At 57.7% G+C, this 874-nt stretch carries 1 protein-coding gene; it reads left to right on the plus strand.

The annotated features are described in order from the left end of the window. Positions 1–874, plus strand: an 874-nt coding sequence (locus E1297_RS48920; protein ID WP_209015567.1) for a hypothetical protein, incomplete at both ends; no start/stop codon positions are given.

Below are 874 nucleotides of genomic sequence, written 5' to 3' on the forward strand. Positions count from 1 at the left end.
TGATGAAGATGGTGATACGGACGAGCTCGATGAAAACAATCTTCTGAGCGACAACAGCCGGATCTTCAAGATTTCGAGCGATGCAGCCGAGACCACGCTTGAAGGTCTGGTGCTCACAGGTGGGCGGACTACTCAAAGCGGCTATCAGTATTCAGGTGGAGCGGTCTACAGCCTCGCGAATTTGACAGTCAGCAACAGCACAATCTCCGGCAACAGCACGACCGGTGACGTTGCCTTTGGCGGCGGTGTTTCAGGCTATGCGGCAGTTACGATAGAAAACAGTATTGTCTCCGGAAACAGCACGGCGGGTGCCGATGCATCCGGTGGCGGCATTTTCGGCGGTTTGGTAACGGTCACAAGCAGCTCGATTGCTGGAAACTCGGCCTCGGGCGAACGCACATCGGGAGGCGGGATCTTTGGCGGCAATGCCATCGTGATTGCGAGTTCAGTTTCCGGAAACAGCGTCTCAAGCGAATACGCTGCCGGTGGCGGGGTCTCTGCGTCGCAGGCGGCAATGCTGATTGACAGTACAGTTTCCGCCAATAGTGCTTCCGGACTGAACGCATTCGGAGGCGGTGTGCTTGGGTTAACAGTGTCACTCGTCAACACCACCGTGGCCGGAAACACGGCATCCAGCGATGGTTCGTCGGATGGTGGCGGCGTTTTCGGTGTATCGGGTGTGGATCTGGTCAACAGCACAGTATCCGGCAACAGCGCGACTGGCAGCAGTGCAGAGGGCGGAGGGATTCACCTCAGGAACGGCTCTGTAACTCTGACCAACAGCATTGTCTTGGGCAACCAGAGCGACGGATCGGCGAGCGAGGTTTTCGGGGATCTCGACACGACCGGCGGCGGAAACATTGTCGGGGAAGGC

The organism is Roseibium sp. RKSG952 (assembly GCF_009711355.1).